The sequence below is a fragment of the Woodsholea maritima DSM 17123 genome, assembly GCF_000382325.1.
Taxonomy (GTDB): Bacteria; Pseudomonadota; Alphaproteobacteria; order Caulobacterales; family Maricaulaceae; genus Woodsholea; species Woodsholea maritima.
The window spans coordinates 149,159-169,698 of the sequence record NZ_KB908056.1; the positions used below are offsets into that span (position 1 = coordinate 149,159).

The following is a 20,540-nucleotide window of genomic DNA, read 5'->3' on the forward strand; positions in this document are numbered from 1 at the left end:
GATCAAGCTTATTCCTGCGGGCGTGTGCCAGCGGTTGAGGGTTCATAGGTGGCCGGGCGGACAATATCGCCCGGTAAAGGTTCTTCAGGGCCGGGGCGCACAGGCGCTTGCGCGCGTGGGGCGAACATCGCCGCCACCGTTTGCGCGCGCGCCTCTGGATCGGCAATGCGCCGGGATGGATTCAAAATGGGCCCCACACGTTCGATAATCGCCCCCGCCGTCGGAGCCGCATTCCACCCGGCGGTCGCAAAGCCATGCGTCTCTGCGATCCGCTTGGGTCTATCCAGCATCGTCAATAAGACATATTCAGGGTCATCGAAAGGAAAGATTGCGATAAAAGATGTTCGCAAACTCGAGCGCGAATAGCGCCCATTGACCACGCGTTCGGCTGTGCCGGTCTTGCCCGCAATCGCATAATCGGCCACGTCCGCTTGACGTCCAGAGCCCTCAGTCACGACCTTGCGCATGGTGGCCAGTACCAGCGCGCTGGTCGCGGGCGATAAGACCGGATCGCCGACCACCGTTTCGCCTGGCGCAACCGGGCGAAGGGTGGGCGGCACATAGACCCCGCCATTGGCGATCGCCGCAAAAGCCGCCGTTAAAGCCAAAGGACTGACCGAGATCCCGTGACCATAGGAAATGGTCATGGTCTGGATACGCTGCCAGCGCTCTGGCGTGATCGGATCACCGCTTTCCAACAGCTCAACCGGGGCACGCTCTAACAAGCGCAAGCGCTGCAAGAATTCGCGCTGCGCCTGTGGCCCTATCGCATCCGCGACCCGCGCCGAGCCAATGTTTGAGGAGTGGATCAGCACTTCTTCCAGGGTCAGCGGGCGGCGCTGAGGATGAAAATCGCTGATCGAGAACCCACCAATGCGCAAGGGGTAGGTCGCATCGACCACATCATCGAGGTGGAATTGCCCGCTTTCCAGCGCCATGGCCAGATTAAAGACCTTGAAGGTCGAGCCCATTTCATAAACGCCGCTGGTCGCGCGGTTAAACACGGCCTCGGGATCACTATCACCCGGACGGTTAGGGTCAAAATCGGGTAGCGAGACCATGGCGATAATCTCGCCCGTGCCCACCTTCATCAAAACGGCGGCCGCGCCTTCAGCCTGATAGCGCGCCATGCGTTCACGCAGCACGCTTTCCACCGCATGCTGGGCGGTCAGATCAATCGACAGGCTGATCGGGCGCCCATCGCCCGCATCCAGCGCCGTTTCAAACGCCGCCTCAGCCCCGGCAATGCCGTGCATATCGCGGTCGGTATAGCCCAGAATGTGCGAAGCCGCATGGCCGCGCGGATAAACCCGGCCCGGCTCAACCCGGAAATGGATCCCGGCAAGGCCCAGCATATGAATGGCCTGGCGCTGGGTCGGCGTCAGACCCCGCGCGACCCAGACAAAGCGCCCATTAGACGAGAGCTGCTCGCTCAGGCGCTCCACATCAATATTGGGCAGCACGCTGGCCAATTGCTGGGCGGTTTCGCCCGGATTCCAGACATAGCGCGGATCGGCATAGACAGAGTGGTAATCGAGATTATCAGCCAGGATTTCGCCATTGCGATCCCAAATTTCCCCGCGCGGGGCGGCCCGCTCAGCCACCACGACGGTTTCTTCGACCACGCCCCAGTCTTTCAGCGATAGACCCACAGCGCGCGCGCCCATCAAGGCAAAGCACGCACCCAGACCTAAACCCAAAAGGCCCAAACGCAACCGCGTCAGGGCCATGGCCGAAGCCGCTTCATCTTCCAAGCGCAACAGCCGCGTCACATCGGCGGGCGCGGCCTCCCCCCAGGGCAAGGGATCAGGCCCTTTGGAAACGGTGGTGACTTTGGGACGCCCCCAGGGAAAGCGGATCATCTCAGCCCCCTATTGCCAGCGGCGCGGGGTCGCATCGCGCGCATCGGCAGAGGCGCGCCGGGTCAAGGCACTTTGCTCGCCCGGGGCGATACGCGGTAAGTCACTCAACGCGATTTCTTGATCGGCGCGCACGGGCTCAAAGCCCAAATGCTCGCGCGCCAACATCCGCAGATATTCAGGGTCTTCCAAATGGGCGATATTGGCCGACAAGGTATTGATCTCGCCGCGCTCCTCAGCCAGTTCGCGTTGCAACTGCGCCAGACGCGCTTCCGATGAAGAGGCTTCGGTCTTGGCGACATAGAGCGCAAACACCAAGATCGCGGCGACCAAAGCACCCAGGCCATTAATCACTTTCAACATCGTTACAGCTCCAACAAGCGGCTATAGGGGGGCACACCGGCGATGACATCATTGGCCGGATCAAAGGCTTCGGCTTGAGTGCGGATCGCCGCACGCAATTTCGCCGAGCGCGCACGCGCATTGACCGCGGCTTCTTCGGCGCTCGCTTCCAGGGCCTTTTTACGGATTAACGTTAATGAAGGCTCCGGGCCCGCACTGACATCCGGGGTATGACGCGAACCGCGCGGCACCAGGCCCGCCCGCTCACGCATGAAGGTCTTCACAATGCGATCTTCCAAGGAATGGAAGGTCACAACGACCAAGCGCCCAGCCGGTTTCAAGATCTGCTCCGCCGCGCTTAAACCGCGCCACAGCTCACCCAGCTCATCATTGATATAGATGCGCAGGCCCTGGAAACTGCGCGTGGCGGGATGGATCTTTTCCTTCTTACCGCGCACCGCACTCTCAATAATGCTCGCCAGCTGTAATGTCGTGGTGATCGGGGCCTCCGTGCGGGCCCGCACGATCGCCGCCGCGACCCGGCGCGAATGACGCTCCTCACCATAGATCCAGAAAATCTTCGCCAGATCTTCCGCGCTCATCAAATTGACGGCATCGGCCGCGCTGGGACCATCTTGGGCCATGCGCATATCCAGAGGGCCATCTTTCTGGAACGAAAAGCCGCGCTCAGCCTGATCAAGCTGCATCGAGGAAACGCCCAGATCCAGCATCACCCCATCAACGCCGGAGCTATCGGCCGCCTCAACAATATCCTTCATGGTCGAAAACGGACCCTGGGCCAGCGCAAAACGCCCCGAAAAGGCCGCCTTCATATCTTCCGCATGGCCGCGCACATTGGGATCGCGATCAATGCCCAGAACGCGTGTACCTTCAACACCCAACACCGCGCGCGTATAGCCGCCCGCCCCAAAAGTGCCATCGACATACAGCCCGCCATCGCGCGGTTCCAGCGCGTGCAAGACCTCATCCAACATCACCGAGATATGCGGCTTCTTATCCATCACGCCTGCCCCTTGGGTGCTTTAAAGCCCGGCTGACGCAGGGCGTGCTTATTCTGTTTGGCATAGGCGAGACTTTCGTCTTCCTTGGCCTTGTGCGCGGCGGGATCCCAGATCTCAAACCGCCGACCCAGGCCGACAAAAGTCGCTTTTTTCTGATCCAGGCCCGCATGCTCGATAAAGTCCTTGGGCAAGGTCACCCGGCCATTGGCATCCAGTCCCAAAGGCCGCGCGCCGCCGAAAATCACCCGCTCAAACGCCATGCGGTCATCGTCATAGGGGTCCATGGCATCAATGGCGTCTTGGAAGCGCTCCATCAGCGCCTGACCGCCACCCTCCAGATAGGGACCCTCGAACGAGCGCCAGACATAGATCGGCCCCGCCCCCACCACCGTGCGGAATTCCGCAGGGACCGAAACCCGGCCCTTGGCATCAATGCCATTCGTGGTGGTGGAGAGAAACATCTCCCAGCCCTGCCCCAAATCACGCCGCGACCCCATGCCGTGGTTAACAATGGGATAACATGGGATGAGATGGGAAACAATGACATTAACAGCCCCAAAGCGGGATTTTGGGCCAAAAAGTGCCTTTTTGCCTATCAGGGCAGTGACTTAAACGGAATATTAAGGGAACAAAATGCGTTCAACGGGGTAAAAAAGGTTAACGCCCCGCCCAAAACACGAGTTTTAAGACTTATGAACAGCCCCGCCGAGACGGTGATTTGGGCGATTTTATGACCCAAACCTCGATTTAGGGGCAAAGTGGGCGCTCATCCCATGGCAAGGGCGGTTGCGAACGGGTCTGAGCGTGCGTGGCTATGGACCCCGGATCAAGTCCGGGGCCGCGATGATGCGACAATGCCGACCGGGTTCCCGGCCTTGAGCCGGGACCCATACTTTATCCTGTCATCCCCGACTTGATCGGGGATCTATGCGCCTTGATGGCAAACTCAATAGATCCCGGATCTCACTTCGTTCGTCCGGGATGACAGTCTTTACTATATTATGGGAAGGTTCCATTCGGCCCATCGGGCCGCTAGGACAGCGTCCTCAAGTAACCGATAGCCGATAGGGCTAATCAATAAAGTCAGACGGCCGATAAGCCGGGTTCTGTCCGCCCGAGGGCGTGACGACCATTCATCTGGGGGCCGGTTTACACCGTCCCTCATGCAACCTACCCGGATGGCGCGCGGAAACTCGCGTGTTGGCGAACCAACGTCCATCTCTATTCGGTCTTGCTCCAGGTGGGGTTTACCGTGCCCCTTGCCTTGCGGTTTGGGCGGTGCGCTCTTACCGCACCGTTTCACCCTTACCAGAACGCATTCTGGCGGTTTGTTTTCTGCGGCACTTTCCCTAGGGTCGCCCCCGCCGGGATTTCCCCGGCACCTTGTCTTCCGTGGAGCCCGGACTTTCCTCTCCCCCGCCTTTTCAAGCCTTGGGGGAGCGGCCGCCTAGCCGTCTGACAAGGCGCATTCCTTGGCCTTTTTCATAAAAACGTCAAGCGTGGGATGTGGTTGAAGTTCAGCGCTGGGCGCTCAACGCGCCTATCATCGCGCACAGGTGAGGCCCGGCCTGCCCGCTTAAATCCGCAGGCGTATAACGGCGCTGAACGGCGCAGATCAGATCACTAAACGCTCCGGCTGCGCTGACATCATACCCGATGGTGGAAAGACGCTGGGCCAGCGCCGCTTCCTCAAGGATGTCCTCACTCGCCCCCCCTTCGGGAAAGAGCCCAATGCCCTGAGCGGCCAAACGCGCCCAGGGAAATTTCTCCCCCGGATCGGTTTTGCGCGACGGGGCGATATCACTATGACCAACAACATCCAGGGGATGAATAGCATGACGGCTGAGAATATCCTGACAAAGGGCGATGACCGCTTCGATCTGAACGGCGGGAAAATCCGGCAAGCCAAAATCATGCCCGCCATTGACGATCTCAATCCCGATGGAGGCCGAGTTAACATCGCGAACCCCGTTCCAGGCACTGACCCCGGCATGCCAGGCCCGCTGATCCTCCGCGACGAGGTTTAAGATCGTGCCGTCTTCCTCCACGACATAATGGGCACTGACCTGAGCGGCAGGATCGCACAGGCGCTCAATCGCCGCCTGCCCGCTCTCCATCCCGGTATAATGCAGCACAAGCATCGAAATCGGCAGCTTGCGCGCATTGAAATTTGGGGACGGACACGGGATCACTTTCATCGATCAGGGCCTGGGTCTTTGCATGACTTCAGCCGGGTTGATCGTGCGCGCCCGGCGCGCCGCCACAATGCCGACCCCGCCCAGGGCCAACAAGCCGCCGACAATCATCTGCCAACTGATGGCATCGCCGGTGATGAAAACGCCTGATAGCACGCCAATTAATGGCCCCATCAAGGTCAAAGGCGCAATCAAGCTGGCATCATAACGCTTGAGCATCAGATAATAGACGCCATGGCCGAAGATATTGACCAGGACAATCGTATAGCCCAACGCCGCAACGAATGTCCAACCGCCCGCGACCGAGCGCGCCAGCTGGTCATGCTCAAACAATAAGGTCGCCAGTAAGAGCGGCGGGAAAGACACCAGCCCGATCCAGGCCTGCATCTGAATGACGCCCATCTGAACTTTCTTGACCAGAATTGAGCCCGCCGCCGCAGCAAAGGCTGCGCCCACGCCAATCAACAGGCCGAAGGTCAAAGACAGCTCGCCCGGCTTGGCGATCACCAATCCCACCCCAACAAAGGCCATGCCCATGCCCGTGATGCGCACCCAGCGCACCTTCTCCTTCAAGAAAATCACCGACAGGATCGTCATGAAGGGCACGGTTAATTGTACCGTGATGGCCAGGCTGGACGGGGTTGCAAACTGCAGCGCCAAGAACATCAGCGAATACTGCACCGCGCCCATCATCAAACCGGTCAAAATCACCGGGCCAATGGGGCGTGGAATCGGAAATAGCCAGGGCGCCAGACAGGCATAAAGCCCCAAATGGCGCATGAAGGCGAAGAAAAAGGGCGGTGATCCTTCAAATCCAGGCACGATGACGGGTTGTCCGGTGACGGACCATTTGGCGACGACGAAATTAACGCCCCAAACCAAACATACCAGGAAGAAGAGAAAAAAATGACGCGGGCTCATAACCCGCGTCTAAACGTATACCTTGTTTAGTGCAAGTGCACTAAATGTTACGATCTGTCACCATCAACGGTCCAGCCATGGGGACCACGACGCGCAACCAGAACATCATTGTCTTTTTGACGTGCTTTACGCACACGGATTTTACGATAGGCCCAATATGCCACGCCGCCCATGGCCGCGACACCCGCCACAACCAGCGCCGCCGCCGTCAAGAAAGCGGCCAATAAAACAACGAGGCCAATAAAGGCAGCAGCCAGGATCGCGGCCAAAATGGCCCGCAGCAATCCCACAGGCCCGTTTTCGAAAAAGGCTGCACGCATCATAGTCATTGGGATCTGCCTCTTCTGATGTCATTTATTACCATCCCCACGTGGCCCTAGAATTGGGTATAAGACCTGTGTTCGTCAATGGGGGTTAGCTTACAGATGCGTTAGGAAAGCCCGCGCTGTGACAAAATTTCGCGGTAAGCGGCGTTAATCGTCGCCATTTTATCCACGGCCAGCTTCTGCATTTCACTGGGCGCGCCGCGCGCAAGCAAGCGATCGGGGTGATTGTGAAACGCAATCCGGCGATAGGCGCGTTTCAAATCCTCATTATCAATGTCCGGATCAACCCCGATGATCAAATAGGGATCATCCTTAGGTAAGCCCACATGGCCTAAGCGGATGCGGCGATATTCGCGCTCGGAAAAGCCGAAAATATCCGCGACCTCTTGCAGATAATCTTCCTCCGCCGCAGTGACACGCCCATCAGCCTTGGCAATATGAAATAGCCCATCGAGCACATCTTCCAACACCGCCGGGTGACCGCGAAAGCGCCGCGCCAGGCGCTTGGCATAGCCCTCAAAGCCCAGCGTGGTTTGCTTGGCCAGATCAAAGGCGCGTTGTAGCGCGCCTTCCGCGCCTGGGGTCGGGCGAAAGACTTGGGAGAAGGCGAGAATTTCTGAGTTGGTGACATGGCCATCGGCCTTGGCCATTTTGGCCCCTAAACCAATAAGCGCCATCGCAAATTCGGCGTCATTCACCCGCCGGCCCGGCACACAATCCGCCCCGTCACAGCCAAAAGGATCGGCTGGTCCCACCAAGAGCTCGGATAAGCGTCGCCATAGTCCCATCCCCTTACTATACCCAGCTCTGCGCGCTGTGCCATTTTCTTTGTGCACCTGCGTTGTGGAATTTATGTTCAAGTTTACTTGAGCGGTCTATCAGCTAGCAATTCTTCAGGGAAGGTATTGTCCGAACCATACCTTTGTCATCCCGGAGGAGCGCTAGCGCCTGTCGGCTACTTGAGCGCGACGCTTGCCCGGGATGACATGATTTATTTGCCCAATAACGCAAACCCACCTTCAGCGGCAAAGCGCCCCTCACCCTCTATTTGCCAGCCCCCGCGCTTCGCGCTATCGCTAAGGCAAAGACACGGAGGGTGAGATGAGCGGTATGTGGGAGTTTTGGATTGATCGCGGCGGCACTTTTACTGACATTCTGGCCCGTACGCCCGATGGCGATGTCCAAGCGCTGAAACTCCTCTCAGACAGTGAAGCCTACCGCGATGCGGCCTCTGAAGGCGTGCGCCGCCTGATGGGGCTCAGCGCAGATGCGCCCCTGCCCGCCAACGCCGTTCAGGCCGTCAAAATGGGCACGACCGTCGCCACCAATGCTCTGTTAGAGAAGGCGGGCGCCAAGACACTCTTCCTGGTCAATGAGGGCTATCGCGACATCTTACGCATTGGCGATCAAACGCGCGGCGATCTTTTCGCACTCAATATCGAAAAACCGCGCCCGCTTTATGATCAAGTGATTGAGATTGCCGGGCGCATGAATGCCGACGGCCAAGAGATCACGCCCCTGGATGCAGATGCCGCGCGTGAGGCTTTGCGCGCCGCCAAAGCCGACGGGGTAGAGGCCATCGCCATCGCCCTGATGCATGCCTATGCCAACCCGGCCCATGAAATTCGCCTGGGGGAGATCGCGCGCGATGTCGGCTTTAGCGCTATAACCCTCTCCCATGCGGCCAGTCCCTTGATCAAAATCGTGCCGCGCGCCTCCACCGCCGTGATGGACGCCTATCTGACCCCGGTGTTGCGCGATTATGTCGGGCGCGTGCATCAACGCCTGGATGAAACGCCGCTTTTCTTCATGCAATCATCTGGCGGATTGGCCCAAGCCCATCATTTCCATGCCCGTGATGCGGTCCTGTCGGGTCCGGCGGGCGGTGTGGTCGGCATGGCGATGACCGCCAAGGCGGCAGGCTTTGACAAGGTGATCGGCTTTGACATGGGCGGCACCTCCACCGATGTCTCGCGCTTTGACGGCCAGTATTATGAGCGCACCGGCGAAACCAAGATTGAGGGCTGGACCCTGCGCGCGCCCATGCTGGGCATTCACACCGTGGCGGCGGGCGGCGGATCTGTCCTCTTTTTCGACGGCGAGCGCGCGCGCGTCGGCCCGCACAGCGCCGGGGCCAATCCCGGCCCGGCGGGCTATGGCCGTGGGGGCCCCGCCGCCGTTACCGATGCCAATATCGTTTTGGGCCGCATCCAGGCCGAAGGCTTTCCGCGCGTCTTTGGGCCTGATTTCAACGGGCCATTAGACGTCGCCGCTTCACGCAAAGCCCTGGACATGCTCGCCAAGGAAATGGGCCTTGAAAGCGCGGAAGCGGCCGCTGAAGGCTTCCTCACCGTCGCGGTTGAAGCCATGGCCGGAGCCATCAAACATATCTCCATCGCCCAGGGTATTGATCCGCGCGGTTATGCGCTGAATGCTTTTGGCGGCGCGGGCGGACAGCATGCCTGTAAAGTCGCTGAGACTTTGGGGATGAGCACGGTGTTAATCCATCCCCATGCCGGGCTATTATCGGCCTATGGCATTGGCTTGGCGAGCCTCATCGAAACGCGCGAAGCCGCCTTTGATGTCGCCTTTGATGGGACAAGCCTAACCGGCGCCAAGGCCAAGCTGGAAACCCTTCGCGGCGAGGCTGAGGCCGCGCTTCACGCCCAGGGCGGGCAAAATTTAAGCGCCCAGTATGAGCTGCGCCTGCGCGCCAAGGGCTCGGACACGGCGCTGCCCATCGCATTGAGTGATATGGCGCAGATCCGCGAAGACTTTACCCGCGCGCACAAGCGCCTGTTTGGCTTTAGCGCCGATCATCAGGCGCTGATCCTCGATTCTGTGGCTGTGATTATCGAAGCCGCTCCGCCCGGCACGCCCAAGAGCGAAAGCGCGTTGAAGCGCGAAAAAGGCACCCCCAAGCCCGACACCATTGTGCGCCTTTATGATCAGGGGGAATGGCATGGCGCCCCGGTCTATACGCTAGAAAACCTCAACGCCGATGTCCATCTAACCGGCCCGGCGCTGATCCTGGATAAAAATCAAACCATTGTGCTCGATCATGGCTGGTATCTCACGCGCCAGAGCGACGGCATGGTGGTGATGACCCGCGACAAATCACACAGCCCCAAAACCGCGCTTTCCACTGAACTCGATCCGATCACCTTGGAGCTCTTCAATCGGCGCTTCATGAATATTGCCGAGCAAATGGGCGTCGTACTGGAACGGACCGCCCACTCGGTCAATATCAAAGAACGCCTGGATTTTTCCTGTGCGATTTTTGATGGCGCAGGCGATTTGGTCGCCAATGCGCCCCATATGCCGGTTCATTTGGGATCCATGTCGGCCAGCGTGCGCGCGGCTTTAGAAGCCCATCCCGATATGGGCCCTGGTGATGCCATTGCCCTTAACGCGCCCTATAATGGCGGCACGCATCTGCCTGATGTGACGGTGATCCAGCCCGTGTGTGATCCCACAGGAGAGCGGATTTTCTTTGTCGCGGCACGCGGCCACCATGGCGATATTGGCGGGGTCCAGCCCGGCTCGATGCCGCCCTTCTCCACCACGATTGATGAAGAAGGCGCAGTTTATAACGCCGTTAAGATCGTCGATGCCCATCATTTCCAAGACGATGCCGCACGCGCGCCCTTGCTGGCTGGGCCCTATCCAGCGCGTAATCCCGATCAGAATATTGCCGATCTTAAAGCCCAACTCGCCGCCTGCGCCAAAGGGCGTCAGGCTCTTGAACATATGGTCAAGGATTTCGGCCTCGACGCGGTCAAAGCCTATATGGGCCATGTCCAGGATAATGCTGAGCGCGCAGTGCGCCGCGTCATTGGGGCGCTGAAAGATGGCGCGGCCGTGATGCAGCTTGATCAAGGCGGCCAGATCGCGGTCAAGATCACGCTCGATCAAGCCTCGCAGAGTGCGCATATTGATTTCACCGGGACCAGCGCACAAAGCCCCACGAATTTCAACGCGCCCAGCGCGGTGGCGCGCGCCGCCGTGCTCTATGTGCTGCGCTGTCTGGTCGATGATGACATCCCCTTGAATGAGGGGTGTTTGAAACCCATCACGCTCACCTTGCCTGAAGACTGCCTGCTCAATCCCAAATCCCCCGCTGCGGTGGTCGCGGGCAATGTGGAGACCAGCCAGCTGGTCGTCGATGCCTTGTTTGCCGCCACGCGGCGCATGGCCGCCGCGCAAGGCACGATGAATAACTTCACCTTTGGCAATGCCCGCCATCAATATTATGAAACCATCTGCGGCGGGGCTGGGGCCGGTCTGGGCCAGCACGGTGGCTTTGACGGGGCCAGCGGGGTGCACACCCATATGACCAATTCGCGCCTGACCGATCCTGAAGTGATGGAGCGGCGCTATCGCGTACGTATCGAGACCCATCAGATCCGCGAGGCTAGCGGTGGGGCCGGGCGCTTCAAGGGCGGGGATGGCACAGTGCGCCGGATCACAATGTTAGAGCCGATGGAAGCCGCGCTCCTCTCTGGACGGCGCACGGTAAACCCGCCGGGCTTAGAGGGCGGCGAAGCCGGTCAACCCGGTGCGGCGTATTTCATTGAAAAAGACGGGACGCGTCATGCGCGCCCCGCCCTGTTCAGTCTCAGCCTCAAAGCCGGTGAAGCGATTGAGATCCACACCCCCGGCGGGGGCGGATGGGGTCAGCCCGATTAAGCGGGCTTACCCCTCTCGGGTTCAGGTTGATATTGAAAAACCTCTTCTAGGGGCACGCCAAAGACCAGAGCGATTTTAAACGCGACCTCCAGCGAAGGAGAGTATTTGCCCTGCTCAATCGCGATCAAGGTCTGACGCGTCACGCCCACCTGACGGGCCAAATCGGCCTGGGTCATTTCATTCGCGTGAAATCGCAAGGTACGGATCTGATTGGTAATCGCAGTGGGTTTGGCCATGACCTAAACCCCACGGCGATACAGCATGAAGCGCGAGCCCGCGCCCACCAGCTCTGAAATCACCAATCCCGCCCATACCACATGGAATAGCACAACCGGCTGCATCTCAATCAAAAAGCCCAAAATGGCCAGGGCCAGGGTAAAGCCCTGCACCGCGCCGGCATTGCGCCCGACTTTGAGGGTGATCAAGCGATCACGTTCATCGGTAAAATCAATCTCTTTAAAGTCAACAATACCAATCGCAATATGACCGGCCACAATAATCACCACGCTGGCGATCACCGCCATGATCACCGAGCCGCGAAGGCTGGCCATCGTCAAAGCCTCCCCCGCTTCAGCCATCCCCAACACATTATGGATATATCCAACCCCAACCACAACCAGCGCCGCGATCACCGACACTGCACTCTTTTCACCTGCCGTCATGTCAAAAACTCCAACCATGATGTCTATTATTCTTTACATGAGTGGGTGTAAGGCAGGCGCAACAACATGTCAATTATTTTTTACCTAGAGTCATAAAAATTAGTCCCACCCGCTAAGCGGATGGGACTAAAACCGATACAATTCAACAAGTTTTCTATTCTACACTCGGGCGGAGAATCTCCTCACTCACCACCGGTTTACGGCGCGGCTTGGGTTTACGCACCACATGAACGTGGTTTTCAATATATTCCAGGATCATGCTGGTCACATCTTTTCCAGAGGTGGACTCGATCCCCTCCAAGCCCGGCGAGGAATTAACCTCCAAGATTTTAGGCCCACTATCGGCGCGTAATAAATCCACACCCGCCACCGATAAGCCCAATGCCTTAGCCGCTTTCACGGCCGCCGCGCGCTCTTCCTTGGTGATACGCACCTTCAAACCCTGCCCGCCGCGATGAAGGTTGGAGCGAAACTCACCCTCTGCGCCTTGACGCTTCATCGCAGCGACCACTTTACCGCCGACAACGAAGCAGCGAATATCCGCACCGCCCGCTTCTTTGACGAATTCTTGAACGATGAAGTTCGCATCCAGTCCCCGGAAAGCATCAATCACCGATTCGGCCGCCTTCTTGGTTTCCGCCAAAACCACACCGCGCCCCTGGGTACTTTCCAACAGCTTCACGACCAGAGGCGAACCGCCAACATGGTCGATCAAATTCTTGGTGTCTTTAGGCGAATGGGCAAAGGCCGTGGTCGGCATGCCAATACCTGCCCGGGCCAAAACCTGGTGCGCATAAAGCTTATCGCGGCTAGCCCCAATGGCATCGGGCGCGTTCAGACAGTATGCCCCCGTCAGCTCGAACTGGCGCAAAACCGCCAAGCCATAATTGGTCATCGAGGCGCCGATACGCGGGATCACCGCGTCATAGCGATCCAGCTTGCGCCCATCATAAAAGATCGCTGGAGAGAGCGCATTGATGGCCATTGTACAGCGCGCCGTGTTGATGGGTTCAGCGATGTGTCCGCGCTCCATCGCGGCTTCGACAAGGCGCCGCGAGGAATAATTGTTGGGCTCACGCGTTAGAATGGCGATCCGCAAGGGGCGCTTGACGGGCTTGCGCCGTGGGAAATCACGATAAAGATCATAGCTGAGCTCACCTTGTGCGCATGACACGGTGGGATTGACCACCATATCAGGCTGGATCGCAACGCGCCCTAACAGCATGCGATACATCATGGTTTCGCGATTGGTCAAAGTCAGCTCGATGGGCCAGCTGCGCTCACCAATTTTCAAATGAGTTTGGATGACCCAGCGCAATTCCGCTTCGCCATTGGAGGAGATCACCTCGCGCCGATCGACCGCACGCGCCGCACAGGTCACCTCAACATCAGGTTGATCGGGAATAGGGTGCATCAAGAAACGCACTTGGGGATTATTCGCCGGGCCAAAGGGCTCAATCGCCACCGCATGCAGTGCGGACGTGCGCGCGCCAGTATCGACCTTGGCCTTGATCGCAGGCAGGCCCAAATCGGGAAATGCGGCCCACTCTTCCCAGCCTAAAACAAAAGTATCGCTCATCATAACCTTTAAAACCAAATGTCGAATGCGGGGCGTGTAACCGAGGATCGCTTCAGCGTCTACTTCCAAAACACCCAAATCTGAAAGGGATTTAGATCAAGCGCCTCAGGATCGAAGGCAGGACAACCTTAAGCGGTTTTGCCCCCCTGGGCCAAGAGGGAACGCCCAATTATTTTGAACCCATTCAAAAAAGAGGGGGCGATGCCCCCTCTTTTCATACATTCCGCTTTATTTTACTCCGCCGCCTGGGCCAATTTTCTTGGATCGTAATCCAGAATGGGGCTCAGCTCTTTTTCGGCCCGCGCGATATCCCAGCCCTTGCGCGCGGCATAGTCTTCGACCTGATCGCGCGTGATCCGCCCAACCGCGAAATATGCGCTGTCAGGATGAGCAAAATAAAGCCCTGATACCGAAGAGGCGGGCATCATCGCCCAGCTTTCGGTGAGGCTGATCCCGGTATTGTCTGTGGCGTTCAACAGGGCAAACAGCGTGCCCTTTTCGGTATGATCGGGTTGCGAGGGATAGCCCGGTGCCGGGCGGATGCCCTTATAGCTTTCCTTGATGAGGTCTTCATTGGACAAGGCTTCATCCTGGGCATAGCCCCAGATCGTTTTGCGTACCCGCTCATGAAGATATTCGGCAAAGGCCTCGGCAAACCGGTCCGCCAAAGACTTAAACAAGATCTCAGAATAATCATCATTGGCGAATTTAAAACGCTGGGCGATCGCTTCTTCATCAGCCCCGGCGGTCACGGCAAAGCCGCCCACCCAATCGTCTTGCGTGGCACTAACAAAGTCAGAATTGCAATAATGCGGGCGGTCATTGGTCTTTTCATTTTGCTGACGCAACCCGAAAAAGCGCCCCGCTTCACTTTGACGGCTTTCATCGGCGAAGACCACAACATCATCGCCCTCGCGCTTGGCGGGCCATAGACCGACAACCCCGCGCGGTTTCAGCCAGTTTTCTGCGACCATGCGATCGAGCATGTCTTGCGCATCTTTAAACAGAGTGCGCGCGGCCTCCCCGCGCTTGGGATCCTCCAAAATCTGGGGATAAACGCCTTTAATCTCCCATGACATGAAGAAGGGGGTCCAGTCGATATAGGGCCGCAAATCACCCAAGGTCACATCATCAATGACCGTCACCCCCAGTTGAGCCGGGCGATAGGGCGTATAACCGCCTTGATCGGCATCAAAGCTGTTGGCGCGCGCGCGCTCAATCGTCAGGCGCGCCTTGCTTTGCTTAGCACGAGCCCGGGTTTCGCGGATTTTCTCATGCCCGGCAGCGATTTCCACCTCAAAGGCGGGGCGCTGTTCCGCCGACAAGAGCCGAGAGACCACACCCACCGCGCGGCTGGCATCGCCAACATGGACCACCGGGGTCACGGTTATCTCTGGGTGGATCTTCACCGCAGTATGGGCGGGGCTGGTCGTCGCACCGCCGATTAACAAGGGCTTATTGATGCCCAGACGCTCCATCTCCTGGGCGACGAACACCATTTCATCCAGCGACGGCGTGATGAGGCCAGACAGGCCAATAATATCAGCGTTATGCTCCTCCGCCGTTTTGAGGATTTTATCGCAGGGCACCATGACGCCCAGATCAATGACGTCATAGCCATTACATTGCAGAACCACGCCGACGATATTCTTACCGATATCGTGGACATCACCCTTCACGGTGGCCATGACGATCTTGCCGTTTGATTGCTGGGTCAGGCCCAATTCCTCGCGCTCTTTTTCCATATAGGGAAACAGATAGGCGACGGCCTGCTTCATCACGCGCGCCGATTTCACCACCTGCGGCAAGAACATCTTCCCCTCACCGAAGAGATCGCCGACGACATTCATGCCGTCCATCAAAGGCCCTTCGATGACATGCAAAGGCCGCTCGCTGGCCAGATGCGCCTCTTCGGTATCTTCAATGATAAATTCGGTAATGCCTTTGACCAGCGCATGCTTGAGGCGCTCACGCACCGGCAGTTTGCGCCATTCTTGATCGACCTTTTTGACCTCGCCCTTTTGATCGCGATAGCCTTCAGCCGCTTCTAACAAGCGCTCCGTCGCATCCTCGCGCCGGTTCAGGATCACATCCTCCACCAGCTCGCGCAAAGTGGGTTCGATCTCGTCATAAATATCCAGCTGGCCCGCATTGACGATGCCCATATCCATCCCCGCCTTGATGGCGTGATAGAGAAAGACCGAGTGCATTGCACGCCGGACCGGCTCATTGCCCCTAAAGGAGAAGGAGACATTCGACACCCCGCCCGAGACGTGACAGCCGGGCAAGTTCTCGCGAATGCGCCGCGTACCTTCAATGAAGGCGACGCCATAATCATTATGCTCTTCAATCCCGGTTGCGACGGCAAAGATATTGGGATCGAAGATAATGTCTTCCGGCGGGAAGCCCACCTCTTGGGTCAACAGCTCATAAGCGCGCTGACAAATGCGGAATTTATCATCTGCCGTTTCGGCCTGGCCCTGTTCATCAAAGGCCATCACCACCACAGCCGCCCCATAGGAGAGGCATTTGCGCGCCTGCTCCAAAAAGATCGTCTCGCCTTCCTTCATGGAGATGGAGTTGACGATCGCCTTACCCTGTACGCACTGGAGACCCGCCTCGATCACATCCCATTTCGAGGAATCAATCATGATCGGCACGCGCGCAATATCGGGCTCGCCGGCGATCATATTCAGGAAGGTGACCATGGCCTGCTTTGAATCCAACAGGCCCTCATCCATATTGATGTCGATGATTTGGGCCCCGTTTTCGACCTGCTGTAGCGCAATCGCCAAAGCCTTTGCGTAATCGCCCTCAACGATCAGCTTACGAAAAACCGCCGAGCCCGTGACATTGGTCCGCTCGCCCACATTGACGAAGGTTGCAGTAGATTGGGTCATATCCGTTTACGCCAGTTCAAAAGGTTCAAGTCCAGCCAGGCGCATGGCCTGAGGGCGGGCGGGGATGGCGCGCGGGTCCACGCCCTCAACACACTCGGCAATGGCACGAATATGGTTCGGCGTGGTGCCACAGCACCCCCCGACCACATTCAGCAATTTACCCTTGGCCCAATCACGAATGAAGGCCGCGGTTTCAGCCGGGGTTTCATCATATTCCCCAAAGGCATTAGGAAGACCGGCATTGGGATAGGCGATGATGCGGGTGTCGGCGACGCGCGACATCTCAGCGACATATTGGCGAAGCTCTTTCGCGCCCAGCGCACAATTGAGCCCCACCGCCCAAGGCCGGGCATGGCGCACAGAATTCCAGAAGGCTTCGGTGGTTTGACCCGACAACGTACGGCCCGACGCATCCGTAATCGTACCAGAAATCAGCACCGGGATGTCCGCATATTCAGGGGCTTCCACACGGAAATCCAAAATCGCCTTGATCGCCGCCTTGGCATTCAAAGTGTCAAAAATCGTCTCTATCAGGAAGAAATCCACATAGGGAGCCATGGCGCGCACCTGGGCGATATAGGTCTTACGCACATCTTCAAACGTGACATCGCGATAGCCCGGATCATTGACATTGGGCGAAATCGACAAGGTTTTATTGGTCGGGCCAATCGCCCCGGCAACAGCGCGCACAATGCCGCTCGCCCCCTCAACCTCATCAGCGGCCTCACGCGCCAGACGCGCGCCCTCGCGCGCGATCTCATCGGCGAGCTCTTCCATCTTGTAATCGGCCTGCGCAATCGTGGTCGCAGAGAAGGTATTGGTTTCAACGATATGAGAGCCCGCTTCGAAATACGCTTTATGGATCGCCTTGATGGCTTCGGGCTGGGTCAGGTTCAGCATATCATTATTGCCTTTGACCGAGACCGGCCAATCGGCAAAGCGCGTCCCGCGATAGCCGTCCTCATCCAGCTTCAAGCCCTGGATCTGGGTGCCCATCGCCCCATCGAGTACAAGAATGCGTTGCGTGGCCAGCGCATTGAGCGCAGCTAAACGGTCCTGACGGGTCATCGCCATTGTCCTTCGTAAAATGGGCCTTAGGCGGCCAGAGTTTCAACTGGCTTCACGCCCAATAAATGACAGGTCGACAAGGATAATTCGGCCCGATTAAGGGTGTAGAAATGAAAATCCTTAACGCCCTCTGCCGCCAAACGCTCGCACAGCTTGGCCGCGACATTGGCGGTGATCAGCTCGCGGGTTTTGGCATCATCTTCAAGTCCGGCATAAAGCTGATCCAGATGCGCCGGAATATTCGCCCCGCATAGACCCGCCATCCGCTTCAAGCCTACGAAATTGGGCTGTAACATAATGCCCGGCACCAAGGTGACAGAAAGGCCTGCCTTTGCCACCGCGTCGCGATAGCGCAGGAATGTTTCGGGTTCAAAAAAGAATTGCGTGATCGCCCGGCTCGCCCCGGCGTCCACCTTGGCCTTTAAAACGTCAAGATCATGGTCCAGCCCCGTGCTTTCAGGATGGACCTCGGGATAACACCCGACAGAAACCTCGAAATCAGCAATGGCCTTGATCCCCGCGGTCAGCTCGGTCGCATTGGCATAGCCGCCCGGATGGGGCATATAGGCCTCGCCCAGACCTTGAGGGGGATCACCGCGCAAGGCTACAATATGGCGCACACCCGCATCCCAGTATTCGCGGATCACCTCATCGACCTCTTCACGGGTCGCAGACACACAGGTCAAATGCGCGGCTGGCTTCAACTGGGTCTCTTCGACAATGCGGCGCACTGTGCGGTGCGTGCGATCACGCGTTGAGCCCCCGGCCCCATAGGTCACTGACACAAAACGCGGGCCCATCACCTCTAAGCGGCGAATAGACTCCCACAAGCGCTCTTCCATCTCATCGGTTTTCGGCGGAAAGAATTCATAGGAGACATTTAAGTTTTGCGTCAGCTCACCCGGGGTGTGCGTCATGGGGAGACATCCTTATTCAGTGTTTTATTTTTGCTATTAGCGCCGTCATCAGCTTTGATTTTCACAGCCGTCCAGATGAGGACGGTCAAGCGCCCATCTTCGGTGCCTGGGGCCAGCGCGGTGATGGGCTTGGGTTCCAGCCCCGCATTTTTCAGCCAGCCTGCCACTTCCTCAGCATGGAAGCCTAGACGACGATGATGGTGTTCTTCGCGCAAGAATTCCAGCTTATGCGGCGCGAAATCGGCAATCACGATCATCCCACCTGGCTTCAACACGCGGGCACATTCGGCCAGCGCCCGAGAAGGCTCATCAAGATAATGCATCACCTGGTGAATGGTGATGAGATCGGCCGATTGGTTATCCAGCGGTAAAGCGGTCGCATCGCCTTGGCGCACAAAACGGTCGGTTAAACCAGCTTTGGCAATGTTTGAGCGCGCGATATTGAGCATGTTGTGGCTGAAATCCACACCCATGCCGTCTTCGGCTGCGGCAGCAAACACTTCCAACATCCGGCCCGTGCCGGTGCCGACATCCAAATGGAATTTAAAGCGCCGATCTTCGACGGTGGCGCGCATCGCCGCTTCAACCTGGGCTTCAGGAAAGTGCAGCGCGCGAATACGCTCCCAATCCTTGGCGACATGCTCGAAATAGCCCGCAGCCGCAGCAGCTCGCTCGCTCTTCACCGCTTCAAGGCGCTCCAAAGCACGCGACAGATCAGGATCTTCAGCTTGGGAGACAGAATTGATCAATTCAGCCAGCTTCGCACTGACCCCGGAGCGTTCCAAGCGATAGAAAACCCACGCGCCTTCCGGCAAACGCTCAGCCAAACCTGCATCGGTCAACATCTTTAAATGTCGGCTGACCCGCGGCTGGCTTTGCCCCAAAACTTGCATGATCTCGCTCACGGTCAATTCGCCATGGCTGAGCAAGGTCACGACCTTGAGGCGCGTTGGCTCGGCCAGGGCGCGCAGTTTTTTTAGCAAATCATCCATATCAACACCATGACAATATAAAGACATCTTTATATCATTATCTTCCAAACTTCAATGTGCTTTATCCGCATCCGTGGGCTTTGCACACAAACCACACTTCCTAAATAAGTGCAGGGGTTCGCCCCGCCCTTGCCCCATGACGAATTGTTCGCCCGCCCCAAACGGGGTATTGCAAGACAATTAAATTAAGGATGGCTCGATTATGACCCTGCGTGCGTTAGCAAAGTCTTGTTTCATCAGCTCCTTGGGCCTAGTCCTTCTCGGGCTGAGTGCGTGTACGACGAATCCTCAATCCTTGGAAGCCAATGACCCGCTTGAGCCGCTCAACCGCGAGATTTATGGCTTTAACACCACAATGGATGAGGTGTTTTTTGAGCCCGCTTCAAAGACCTATGTCGCTGTAACCCCCAAGGTGGGCCGCGAGATGGTCGGCAATGTCATGACCACGCTTAATCAGCCGGTGGTTTTTGCCAACACCACGCTTCAAGGTGACTTTGAAGGCTCGCTGATCACGCTGGCGCGCTTCGGCATGAATGCCACATTAGGCGTTGCAGGATTGTTTGATGTCGCGACTGTCGCGGGCCTACCCGAACGCCATGAAGATTTTGGCCAGACGCTGGGCGTTTGGGGCGTAGAGAGCGGGCCTTATCTGATGCTGCCAGTCTTTGGACCTTCGAATTTACGCGACACAACAGGGCGCTTTGCCGACCGGTATGCGCACCCGCTGAAGTGGAATGAAGATGAACCCGCATCCTCGACCAAAATTGGGATCCGCGTTCTCAATGGCATCCATCAACGTGCTGAGCTGCAGGACGCTATCGACAGCCTGGACCGCACCGCGATTGATCCCTATGTGCAATTGCGCACGACCTATCACCAGCGCCGGAATATGGCCATAACAAATGGTGAGGATGCCTATGCAGACTTACCAGAGTTTGACTAACCCTCACCTTACACGGCAAATTTATCACACTTTTTGAGCGATACAGACTCTGTCTCGCCATACTCTGGACGCATAGGCCAGGGATACTTATGTGCGTGTGCGCGTTCTTGAAGAAGGGCGCGCTT

17 protein-coding genes and 1 other RNA gene are annotated in these 20,540 nt (G+C 57.7%); 2 read left to right on the forward strand and 16 right to left on the reverse strand.

Annotation, left to right across the window (positions count from 1 at the left end; translation table 11 throughout):
- Positions 1 to 8: 8 nt before the first annotated feature.
- From H151_RS0100785 to H151_RS0100825, 9 genes are all read right to left on the reverse strand, one after another.
- Complete coding sequence (locus H151_RS0100785) at positions 9 to 1,862, reverse strand: peptidoglycan D,D-transpeptidase FtsI family protein (protein WP_019959711.1); 1,854 nt, start codon at positions 1,860 to 1,862, stop codon at positions 9 to 11.
- A gap of 9 nt (positions 1,863 to 1,871) precedes the next feature.
- Entirely contained in the window at positions 1,872 to 2,222 is a 351-nt protein-coding gene (ftsL, locus tag H151_RS15085) for a cell division protein FtsL (protein ID WP_051088938.1), read from the reverse strand.
- Positions 2,223 to 2,224: 2 nt separating this feature from the next.
- A complete protein-coding gene (gene rsmH, locus H151_RS0100795; RefSeq protein ID WP_019959712.1) occupies positions 2,225 to 3,223 on the reverse strand; it encodes a 16S rRNA (cytosine(1402)-N(4))-methyltransferase RsmH in 999 nt (332 codons plus the stop codon).
- Complete coding sequence (locus tag H151_RS0100800; RefSeq protein WP_019959713.1) at positions 3,223 to 3,684, reverse strand: division/cell wall cluster transcriptional repressor MraZ; 462 nt, start codon at positions 3,682 to 3,684, stop codon at positions 3,223 to 3,225. Before H151_RS0100800 ends, rsmH begins: the two co-directional genes overlap by 1 nt.
- A 618-nt stretch (positions 3,685 to 4,302) precedes the next feature.
- An RNA gene (rnpB, locus tag H151_RS16900) (RNase P RNA component class A) lies at positions 4,303 to 4,682 on the reverse strand.
- Between the two features lie 58 nt (positions 4,683 to 4,740).
- On the reverse strand, positions 4,741 to 5,421 hold the full coding sequence (locus tag H151_RS0100810; protein ID WP_019959715.1) for an N-acetylmuramoyl-L-alanine amidase: 681 nt from the start codon (positions 5,419 to 5,421) through the stop codon (positions 4,741 to 4,743).
- A gap of 3 nt (positions 5,422 to 5,424) precedes the next feature.
- Positions 5,425 to 6,339, reverse strand: a complete 915-nt coding sequence (locus tag H151_RS0100815; protein WP_019959716.1) for a DMT family transporter — start codon at positions 6,337 to 6,339, stop codon at positions 5,425 to 5,427.
- 47 nt (positions 6,340 to 6,386) lie between these two features.
- Positions 6,387 to 6,668 carry a hypothetical protein gene (locus H151_RS0100820; RefSeq protein ID WP_019959717.1) on the reverse strand — a complete coding sequence of 94 codons (282 nt, stop codon included), beginning with the start codon at positions 6,666 to 6,668 and terminating at the stop codon, positions 6,387 to 6,389.
- 101 nt (positions 6,669 to 6,769) lie between these two features.
- On the reverse strand, positions 6,770 to 7,453 hold the full coding sequence (locus H151_RS0100825; RefSeq protein ID WP_019959718.1) for a molecular chaperone DjiA: 684 nt from the start codon (positions 7,451 to 7,453) through the stop codon (positions 6,770 to 6,772).
- Positions 7,454 to 7,766: 313 nt separating this feature from the next.
- Between H151_RS0100825 and H151_RS0100830 the strand changes: the two genes are divergently transcribed.
- Positions 7,767 to 11,354: a hydantoinase B/oxoprolinase family protein gene (locus tag H151_RS0100830; protein WP_019959719.1), complete on the forward strand. Its 3,588-nt coding sequence runs from the start codon at positions 7,767 to 7,769 to the stop codon at positions 11,352 to 11,354.
- On the opposite strand, the gene H151_RS0100835 is transcribed toward H151_RS0100830, so the two are convergent.
- From H151_RS0100835 to H151_RS0100870, 7 genes are all read right to left on the reverse strand, one after another.
- The gene (locus H151_RS0100835) at positions 11,351 to 11,590 is read right to left on the reverse strand and encodes a helix-turn-helix transcriptional regulator (protein ID WP_019959720.1); all 240 of its coding nucleotides are present in this window, start codon (positions 11,588 to 11,590) and stop codon (positions 11,351 to 11,353) included. The genes H151_RS0100830 and H151_RS0100835 overlap by 4 nt on opposite strands.
- Before the next feature lie 3 nt (positions 11,591 to 11,593).
- Entirely contained in the window at positions 11,594 to 12,016 is a 423-nt protein-coding gene (locus H151_RS0100840; RefSeq protein ID WP_019959721.1) for a hypothetical protein, read from the reverse strand.
- Positions 12,017 to 12,170: 154 nt separating this feature from the next.
- Complete coding sequence (gene rimK / locus H151_RS0100845) at positions 12,171 to 13,595, reverse strand: 30S ribosomal protein S6--L-glutamate ligase (RefSeq protein ID WP_019959722.1); 1,425 nt, start codon at positions 13,593 to 13,595, stop codon at positions 12,171 to 12,173.
- A 233-nt stretch (positions 13,596 to 13,828) separates the two neighbouring features.
- Complete coding sequence (gene metH, locus H151_RS0100855) at positions 13,829 to 16,495, reverse strand: methionine synthase (RefSeq protein ID WP_019959724.1); 2,667 nt, start codon at positions 16,493 to 16,495, stop codon at positions 13,829 to 13,831.
- Positions 16,496 to 16,501: 6 nt separating this feature from the next.
- Positions 16,502 to 17,563 (reverse strand): homocysteine S-methyltransferase family protein, encoded by a 1,062-nt coding sequence (locus H151_RS17730; RefSeq protein ID WP_040758437.1) that lies wholly within the window; start codon positions 17,561 to 17,563, stop codon positions 16,502 to 16,504.
- A 26-nt stretch (positions 17,564 to 17,589) separates the two neighbouring features.
- Positions 17,590 to 18,480, reverse strand: a complete 891-nt coding sequence (metF, locus tag H151_RS0100865) for a methylenetetrahydrofolate reductase [NAD(P)H] (RefSeq protein ID WP_019959726.1) — start codon at positions 18,478 to 18,480, stop codon at positions 17,590 to 17,592.
- Entirely contained in the window at positions 18,477 to 19,472 is a 996-nt protein-coding gene (locus tag H151_RS0100870) for an ArsR/SmtB family transcription factor (RefSeq protein ID WP_040758440.1), read from the reverse strand. The genes metF and H151_RS0100870 overlap by 4 nt, the downstream gene beginning before the upstream one ends.
- 202 nt (positions 19,473 to 19,674) lie before the next feature.
- On the opposite strand from H151_RS0100870, the gene H151_RS0100875 reads away from it, so the two are divergent.
- A complete protein-coding gene (locus tag H151_RS0100875) occupies positions 19,675 to 20,415 on the forward strand; it encodes an MlaA family lipoprotein (RefSeq protein ID WP_019959728.1) in 741 nt (246 codons plus the stop codon).
- Positions 20,416 to 20,540: the final 125 nt, after the last annotated feature.